This is a genomic window from Parabacteroides faecalis (assembly GCF_022809355.1).
GTDB classification, from domain to species: domain Bacteria; phylum Bacteroidota; class Bacteroidia; order Bacteroidales; family Tannerellaceae; genus Parabacteroides; species Parabacteroides faecalis.
Genome location: NZ_JAKZMM010000087.1, coordinates 1 through 6,985, shown reverse-complemented (window position 1 = coordinate 6,985; position 6,985 = coordinate 1). Strand labels below are relative to the sequence as shown.

General features: G+C 41.9%; 10 protein-coding genes and 1 other RNA gene. 2 read left to right on the top strand and 9 right to left on the bottom strand.

What is annotated here, in order from left to right; genetic code table 11:
• Positions 1 to 336 precede the first annotated feature (336 nt).
• Positions 337 to 703: RNase P RNA component class A (gene rnpB / locus MUN53_RS17895), an RNA gene on the top strand.
• A 78-nt stretch (positions 704 to 781) separates the two neighbouring features.
• Positions 782 to 2,134 (top strand): YihY/virulence factor BrkB family protein, encoded by a 1,353-nt coding sequence (locus tag MUN53_RS17890; RefSeq protein WP_243326762.1) that lies wholly within the window; start codon positions 782 to 784, stop codon positions 2,132 to 2,134.
• Positions 2,135 to 2,142: 8 nt separating this feature from the next.
• Here MUN53_RS17890 and MUN53_RS17885 read toward each other — a convergent pair whose 3' ends face one another.
• The 9 genes from MUN53_RS17885 to MUN53_RS17845 all read right to left on the bottom strand — a co-directional run bounded on the left by MUN53_RS17885 (position 2,143) and on the right by MUN53_RS17845 (position 6,862).
• Positions 2,143 to 2,664, bottom strand: coding sequence for a phosphatase PAP2 family protein (locus MUN53_RS17885; RefSeq protein ID WP_394803104.1), 522 nt, complete (start codon positions 2,662 to 2,664; stop codon positions 2,143 to 2,145).
• A gap of 42 nt (positions 2,665 to 2,706) precedes the next feature.
• A complete protein-coding gene (locus MUN53_RS17880; RefSeq protein WP_243326759.1) occupies positions 2,707 to 3,087 on the bottom strand; it encodes a diacylglycerol kinase family protein in 381 nt (126 codons plus the stop codon).
• Positions 3,088 to 3,095: 8 nt separating this feature from the next.
• Positions 3,096 to 3,254 (bottom strand): hypothetical protein, encoded by a 159-nt coding sequence (locus MUN53_RS17875; protein ID WP_022456672.1) that lies wholly within the window; start codon positions 3,252 to 3,254, stop codon positions 3,096 to 3,098.
• A 304-nt stretch (positions 3,255 to 3,558) separates the two neighbouring features.
• Positions 3,559 to 4,023, bottom strand: a complete 465-nt coding sequence (locus tag MUN53_RS17870) for a hypothetical protein (protein WP_243326758.1) — start codon at positions 4,021 to 4,023, stop codon at positions 3,559 to 3,561.
• Positions 4,010 to 4,399: a helix-turn-helix domain-containing protein gene (locus tag MUN53_RS17865; protein ID WP_243326757.1), complete on the bottom strand. Its 390-nt coding sequence runs from the start codon at positions 4,397 to 4,399 to the stop codon at positions 4,010 to 4,012. Before MUN53_RS17865 ends, MUN53_RS17870 begins: the two co-directional genes overlap by 14 nt.
• Entirely contained in the window at positions 4,396 to 5,277 is an 882-nt protein-coding gene (locus tag MUN53_RS17860; protein ID WP_243326755.1) for a type 1 periplasmic-binding domain-containing protein, read from the bottom strand. Before MUN53_RS17860 ends, MUN53_RS17865 begins: the two co-directional genes overlap by 4 nt.
• 205 nt (positions 5,278 to 5,482) lie before the next feature.
• Positions 5,483 to 5,947 carry a DUF6808 domain-containing protein gene (locus tag MUN53_RS17855; RefSeq protein ID WP_243326753.1) on the bottom strand — a complete coding sequence of 155 codons (465 nt, stop codon included), beginning with the start codon at positions 5,945 to 5,947 and terminating at the stop codon, positions 5,483 to 5,485.
• Between the two features lie 4 nt (positions 5,948 to 5,951).
• A complete protein-coding gene (locus MUN53_RS17850; protein WP_243326751.1) occupies positions 5,952 to 6,413 on the bottom strand; it encodes an N-acetylmuramoyl-L-alanine amidase in 462 nt (153 codons plus the stop codon).
• On the bottom strand, positions 6,410 to 6,862 hold the full coding sequence (locus tag MUN53_RS17845; protein WP_243326750.1) for a phage holin family protein: 453 nt from the start codon (positions 6,860 to 6,862) through the stop codon (positions 6,410 to 6,412). Before MUN53_RS17845 ends, MUN53_RS17850 begins: the two co-directional genes overlap by 4 nt.
• Positions 6,863 to 6,985: the final 123 nt, after the last annotated feature.

Here is a 6,985-nt window from a genome sequence, read left to right as displayed (position 1 = left end):
AAATGGCAGGATGGAATTCTGATTTCCTCGTAGAACTACTTGATGCAGACTGGAATCCTCCTTGTAATAAAATTGATTCCAATAAAAAATGATTGTAATGCGTCAGCCCTGGCCTCAGCAAGAATTATATTTTTGACAGATGTAGTAAAGCTTTTTCATATATGTGCTAAATCTTTTTGACAAATATGGTAAAGCTTTTCGACAAATGTCAAAAATATAAAATACAGGTAGTTTTCAATTCTAAAGCAATAAAAAAGACAATAAAAGCAAGAGGAAAAGACTTTTTCATTCCAAATGATAGATTTATTTCCAAAACTAACGTATCTTTGCAGCCATGCAGTTTGCCAGTCTGTCGCTCGTCAGCTTTAGCTGATGTGAGGAAAGTCCGGGCAACACAGAGCACTATACTTCTTAACGGGAAGCAGGCCGCGAGGTTTGAGTAGCGTAACAGAAAATAACCGCCATGCTTCGGCGTGGTAAGGGTGAAAAGGTGAGGTAAAAGCTCACCGGGTCTTTTGGCAACAGAAGATGCCGTACGCCTTATAGGTTGTAAGGTCATGTATATCGGCGCACGTAGGATGGCTCGTCCGATGCCGAGGGGTAGACCGCTTGAGCCTGTTGGTGACAACAGGATTAGATAAATGGCAGACACTTTATATTTCGGTATAAAGGACAGAACCCGGCTTATCGGCAAACTGCATTTTTATTTTCTACTAAAAATATCCATCCTAATCAATAAATCCTTATCTTTATTGGCATCGATCAAGAGTTTTTCAGTATCATGACAGAAGTAAAATCACGTATCCAAAAAATAAAGGAATTCCTGAACTGGGCAATTCATTTCGTTACTTACGATATCTGGCGAATTACAGAAAATGAAGTAAGCGGACTAAAAGTCATTTACATCAATGCAATCAAAACGATCATTCTGGCTATTCGTGGGTTTCAAAGCGAGAACTTACAAACAAGAGCTTCGGCTTTAACGTATAATACATTACTGGCAATTGTTCCGCTACTGGCCGTTCTTTTAGGTATTGCCAAAGGCTTTGGATTTCAGAATACTGTCCGGACAACGTTACTGGATTATTTTCCTGGACATCAAGTAGAATTAGATAAAGCATTTGAATTTGTTGATAGCTATTTAGCCCAGGCACAAGGTGGAGTTATTATCGGTATCGGTTTAATCCTTCTGTTTTATACAGTCATCAGTCTGATATCGTCTATCGAAGATACATTCAATGACATTTGGCAAATCAACAAATCCCGTCCTTGGTTACGTAAAGTAACCGATTATCTAGCTCTATTCGTCATCATGCCAATCTTGCTGATTTCTTCAAGCGGTATCTCCATTTTCTTATCGACGCTCCAGAATTCGTTCTTACAGCACTATCTGTTTCTTACGCCCATTGTTGAATTAATTCTGACCATCACGCCCTATGTATTTACTTCACTGGCATTTACAGGATTATACATTGCCTTACCCAATACAAAAGTAAAGTTTCTGAACGGATTGATCGCCGGAATTATTTCCGGATGTGCTTTCCAGTTTTTCCAACTGGTATATATTAGCGGACAGATTTGGGTAAGTAAATATAACGCTATTTATGGTAGTTTCGCTGCTTTGCCACTTTTACTTTTGTGGCTACAATTATCCTGGCTGATTTGCCTGTTTGGTGCTGAATTATCGTATGCTTCCCAGAATGTAAAAAAGTTCAGTTTCGAACGAGACAGTACGCACATCAGTCGGCGTTACAAAGATTTTCTTACCTTACTGATAGCAACACTTATCATTAAGCGCTTTGCCGAAGGCGGACATCCCTATACAGCCGACAAACTGTCGGTCATGTATAAAATTCCCATCCGAATTACTACACAAATTCTTTATAGTCTGACGGAGCTAGGAATTATTTCGGAAGTTGTCATCGGCAATGACAACCGGATTATTCATTATCAGCCGGCTATCGATATCAACAAAATCAGTGTAGGTTTTCTCTTCGACAAAATAGATCGGCACGGATCCGAGAACTTCAAGATTGATACAGAAAAGCTCTTCCATAAAGAATGGGGAACTTTACTCAAAATCAGAGAAGACATGATCCGCAGTAACGATAAAATCCTGCTGAAAGATCTTTAGCCAGGATCTTAAAAGTTCATTGACATGTATATGCCACAAGCTCCGTTGCCGGCAACGGGACTAATTGTCAAGTTATGTTCCTTGGCAAACGGACGTGTAAAGATGTATGAACTGCCTGCACCAATGACTGCTCCAGCCGCTACATCCCACCAGTCATGTTTCTTTCCGTAAACACGACTCCAGCCGACGTAGGTAGAAACAACGTAAGCCGGAATACCCCATTTCCAGCCATAACGACGTTGAATGAAAGCCGCACCAGCAAAAGAAACCGATGTATGCATTGAGGGGAAAGAGTGCGTATCACTTCTATCCGGTCGTTCTTTCTTGACTATATATTTCAATGCATACGTCAAGCCGACTGTTGTAACACCCGACAAAGCACCTTGCTTTAATCCTTCCCAGTCCTGCAAAGCTAATACAGTAGCCAAGCTAGCCACTGGTGTGACAAAAACCAATACATCGCCCGAAGTTCGTACAGCCTTGCGGCTACCTGTCACTTGCAACTCCTGCCCTATCGCAGAGAAACACATACATAAAGTCAGAAAGGCTGACAACACATATCTTGACATGACTTATTCAAAGAATATAAATAATTTAGGTATAAACACAATAAATCCCACAATAGCCGCCGTTATTGCCAATATCAGAACAGCTCCGGCAGCCAGATCTTTCGTCCGCTTTATAGCTTCGTTATATTCCGGCGAGACTAAATCCGCCAAAGCCTCAATCGACGAATTAATTGCCTCCGCCGCCAATACCAGACCTATGGCAAAGGCTATGACAATCCATTCTTCTGCTGAAAGATTCAGCAGAAAACCTGCTAATAATACACAGACGGCAGCAAAGCAATGAATCCAAGCATTATGCTCGTATCGTACCAACAACCAAATACCATGGAAAGCATACTTGAAACTCCGCAACCTTTTTCGCCACGTAAAACCACTATTCTTCATACGCTTTCTTACCAATGATAATGATGCTTGGGTGGTTTGGGCGGTTTCGGACCTTTATGATGATGTTTAGGCGGCTTCGGATGTTTATGCGTATGATGATGAACCGTACAGGAAGAAAATCCCATACTGACAATAGCAATACCTAAAATATACAACCACTTTTTCATATGCAATTTATCAGAGTAAAGTTAGACAAAAAAAGGCTGCTGAGAACATCAACAACCTTTGTGGAGCTGGAGACACTTTTCAGTATATTCAACTTCACTAAAGACTATACAAATATATATAAATAAACGCTACATATGCGATTTTAAATGAAATTATATTACATAATATACAAATATATTAAACTCGTTTTAGTCCCTATTTTCAGATATAGGGACTAAACGTATAATATAAGATACATCTATACTGACCACAAAAAGTGGACAAGGATAAAAATTAATGGGTAAATCCACAATATCGCGAATATCACTCAAGCAATTTCAATCTTATGACTTCCAGCATTCTCAGGCTTGTCTCTATTGTCTTTCTCCTGTTATGATCAACGCCAGCCTCCTGAATGTTCTGACGGTTTCCGTCTATCAGCAATCCCAAGAATCGGACACAGTCCTGTGTGCTTGGTGAATCTGTATGGATTGGCGTGCGCTTATTCTCAACATAGAAATCGCACGCCTTTTTCAGCAATGTTCTCATGGCTGATGGCGTGGGATTATTGCCTGTTACACGTTTGATCTCCATTCGTAGCTTATAACCACTGTTCTCGTATCCCACACGCAATGTGTCGGTTGTGGTATCTGGTTCGCTTGCGTCAACTATGGTGGCTTTTGCCACGAACCCATTGTCAATGTCTGTGCACGCTACGAAATCCGCGTCCCCATGCTTGTGCCATCGGGTCGTGTCGAAAATGAATAAAGGTATCTCACGCTTCGCCATTCTCTATCTCCTTCTCCATGATTCTGATATCAGCGCCTAGTACCTCGCACACCTTGCTCAAAAGGTCAATACTAACGTTGTACGAGCCTCGCTCTATCTTGGTGATATTCGAAAAGCTCAAACCGCACATATCAGCAAGCTGGCGTGTAGACAATCCTCGTTTTTCTCTGAGGGTAGCGAGTTGCTGCCCTATTATCTCACGATGTGTTGATCTATTGATTAATTCATAAAATGGCTGTTCTCGCCCAACCTCGCAATACGCCAAGTTGTTCTTGTCAACCCAAACAGGATGTCCATAGCTGCTATCAGGGTGCTCTGTTGTAGCGGTTACTTCGATCTCTTCGCCACTGACTTTATTTTTTAAAAATGTCCTCATGATTCCCAAATTAGAATGTCATTCCCTCCTCTAGTCTCATTCCAGAAGCTCGCTACATAAAGGTTGCCCTCTTGCATGCTTGTAGCGAGAGCGGATTTATTATTTTCGTCAAATTCTTGTGCCCAGACATCCATGTCCACGCAATCAGGTGTGGCTATACGAAAACCGGTCAATGTCCAGTTGTCATCTGGCAGATAGTCGCTACTGTCTTCGTCAAAAAAAGAATCTACAGGCGTAGCCCCATAATTCTCATTGTAACCTTGAGCGTCTGTAGATCGTACCGCCGTATAGCAGCCACTCATGTGTGGGCCGCTCAACATCTCCAACACGTCATCCTTCGTGATAGGGTCTGATTCCTTGATCTCGCCAATTACCCCTATTACGGTCGTCTTGGTGTCGTAATAATGTGACATGGTGACGCACTTAATGGTCTCGTAATACTCGCCATCACGAGTAATAACCATTTCGTCGTCCTCTAAGTCCTCAATCTCTTCGAAGATCCTTCTTTTCGTTTCCAAAAATGCATCCAGCTCGTCGAAATTTTCAAAGTTACCTACAATATCCTTAACTTCGTTCTTGTAGAAGCCATCGTAATCAGAAGAAGTGAATGAGCGGTAATTGTCGCCATAGTCTTCAGCGGATACCTCAATGGCAGAGTAAGCATGATTGCCAGTGCGGTAGTATAGTTGCCAGCCGTCACGCTTGGTGAAGTATTCGATACTCAATCCGTATATTTTAGCGACCTTCTCTGCCTGCTCGTAGGTGTCGAATCCAATTAAAGCTTTCTTGAGATCTTGCGGATAGCCATTCATGGCAGAGGTAGTCTCGATAACGTGCAGGTTCTCGATCTCAGCGATGGTGTAGAAATCGGTAGTCATAATATTGGTGCAGAATTTAAAGTGTTGCCCCCACTCAGTTAAAATTAATAATGTCCTATTTTGTATAGCAAAGATACAATAATTTATTTAATTATAAAAATATGTAATACTTTATTTTGACAAATTAATGCAATTATTAATAAGTGTATGTACGTTATAATAAAATGCTATATAATAGCAACATGTTATCATAAAGACATAATACCTACCACACCCTCCAATATCCTCCTACACCAACATAAGGAGACAATCCATTCCGCCCGATTCCATAACCAGCTATCACCCCTATCCCCCATCTGCGAGGTTTCTCTCGGATGATCTTGGTTTCCGGATATACCCATACGCTATCTAATGATGGCTTATAGCCGGATACCCAGGCACGGTAATTTTCTGTTTGGTATTCCTTCTGTGTTATAGGAACAGGAATATAGACTGACTCATGGATCGTGTCACCATCCAAGGTTATATAAACAGGGAACAGTTCTGGTATTTCCTGCACGACGGTCTCGATCACGGGATAAGGAATACTGTCGCGAATCGTATCACGGATACGGACGGTATCAGCTACAGGCGTGAAGCCCCATGTTTCCCGTCGCCCATAGCTGTAACCAATTACAGAACATAGTGCTGCAGTCAGCAATATGATGAGTATAGCTTGCCATGCTTTCATGACCTCAAATATTCTTATATTCCACTTCCGCATCAAAGCAAGGACACATCTTGGTCCACTCGTTAGGCGTGATCTTCCCGTCACCGTTCAGATCAGGTGATAGGTCACGATGGCCACAGATACGGCTATCAGGGAACTGCGCTACCAGTTTAAGCAATAGTTCCACGATGGCACTCCGTTGCGCATCCGTTCTGGTATCATCAGGATTACCGTCAGCATCCAAACCTCCCTCGTAGCAGATACCAATCGAATTTTTATTGTACCCTGTCACATGGGCCGGGATAAGTTCCAGCGGGCGCATCGGTACGACCTCACCGTTCTTTCGGATATAGAAATTATACCCGGCAGAATTAAACCCACGAGCCTTGTGGTCACGTTCCAACTGTTCCGGCGTGTAATCCTTATCAACTCGGGTCGCCGAGCAGTGGATCACGATCAAATTTATTTTGCGATTTATCTTTCTCATTTTCCTTCCTCCTTGTCTTTCTTGATTAATTTAATCAGTTCCTCTGCATCCTTCTCCTGGGCACAACTTATTATTCTGGCAACCATATCAACGACTTCACCTGCGTGGCTCCGCTTCTTTTTGCTGTTCTCAATGACAGATCGGAACTCGATAAGTAATACTCCAAGCGTAGCTAATATGGCACAATAAGGGATGGCATACCATGTAAAGCATAAGCCTAATACGTCTATTAAGACAGCAAAAACCAGTACACGCAAATAGTCAATAATCTTTGTCACCGTTTTCCGTAGTGCACGACTACTTATCGGTTCTTTATTCACTCTTGCGGCATCTATGCCGGTCCACATATCAATAAACGAGGCAATAATAATCAGGATACAACATATAAAAATGATTGTCGTTCCATGGCGTATGTCTTGAGTGACATTCAGGTGTAGTACTTGCTCCATGTTTTTCTAATGAAGGGCGGCCTGTCACACCGCCCAATTGATAACCTAAACTACCTAAAACTTAATCCAAATGAATTACTTCATCTTTCGGCTTGAATAATTCCCAAACAACCTTTACCAAGT

Bases quoted from the DNA above. Each gene is read 5' to 3' on its own strand.
- MUN53_RS17890 (WP_243326762.1), top strand. From the start codon at position 782: ATGACAGAAGTAAAATCACGTATCCAAAAAATAAAGGAATTCCTGAAC.
- MUN53_RS17885 (WP_394803104.1), bottom strand. From the start codon at position 2,664: ATGTGTTTCTCTGCGATAGGGCAGGAGTTGCAAGTGACAGGTAGCCGC.
- MUN53_RS17880 (WP_243326759.1), bottom strand. From the start codon at position 3,087: ATGAAGAATAGTGGTTTTACGTGGCGAAAAAGGTTGCGGAGTTTCAAG.
- MUN53_RS17875 (WP_022456672.1), bottom strand. From the start codon at position 3,254: ATGAAAAAGTGGTTGTATATTTTAGGTATTGCTATTGTCAGTATGGGA.
- MUN53_RS17870 (WP_243326758.1), bottom strand. From the start codon at position 4,023: ATGGCGAAGCGTGAGATACCTTTATTCATTTTCGACACGACCCGATGG.
- MUN53_RS17865 (WP_243326757.1), bottom strand. From the start codon at position 4,399: ATGAGGACATTTTTAAAAAATAAAGTCAGTGGCGAAGAGATCGAAGTA.
- MUN53_RS17860 (WP_243326755.1), bottom strand. From the start codon at position 5,277: ATGACTACCGATTTCTACACCATCGCTGAGATCGAGAACCTGCACGTT.
- MUN53_RS17855 (WP_243326753.1), bottom strand. From the start codon at position 5,947: ATGAAAGCATGGCAAGCTATACTCATCATATTGCTGACTGCAGCACTA.
- MUN53_RS17850 (WP_243326751.1), bottom strand. From the start codon at position 6,413: ATGAGAAAGATAAATCGCAAAATAAATTTGATCGTGATCCACTGCTCG.
- MUN53_RS17845 (WP_243326750.1), bottom strand. From the start codon at position 6,862: ATGGAGCAAGTACTACACCTGAATGTCACTCAAGACATACGCCATGGA.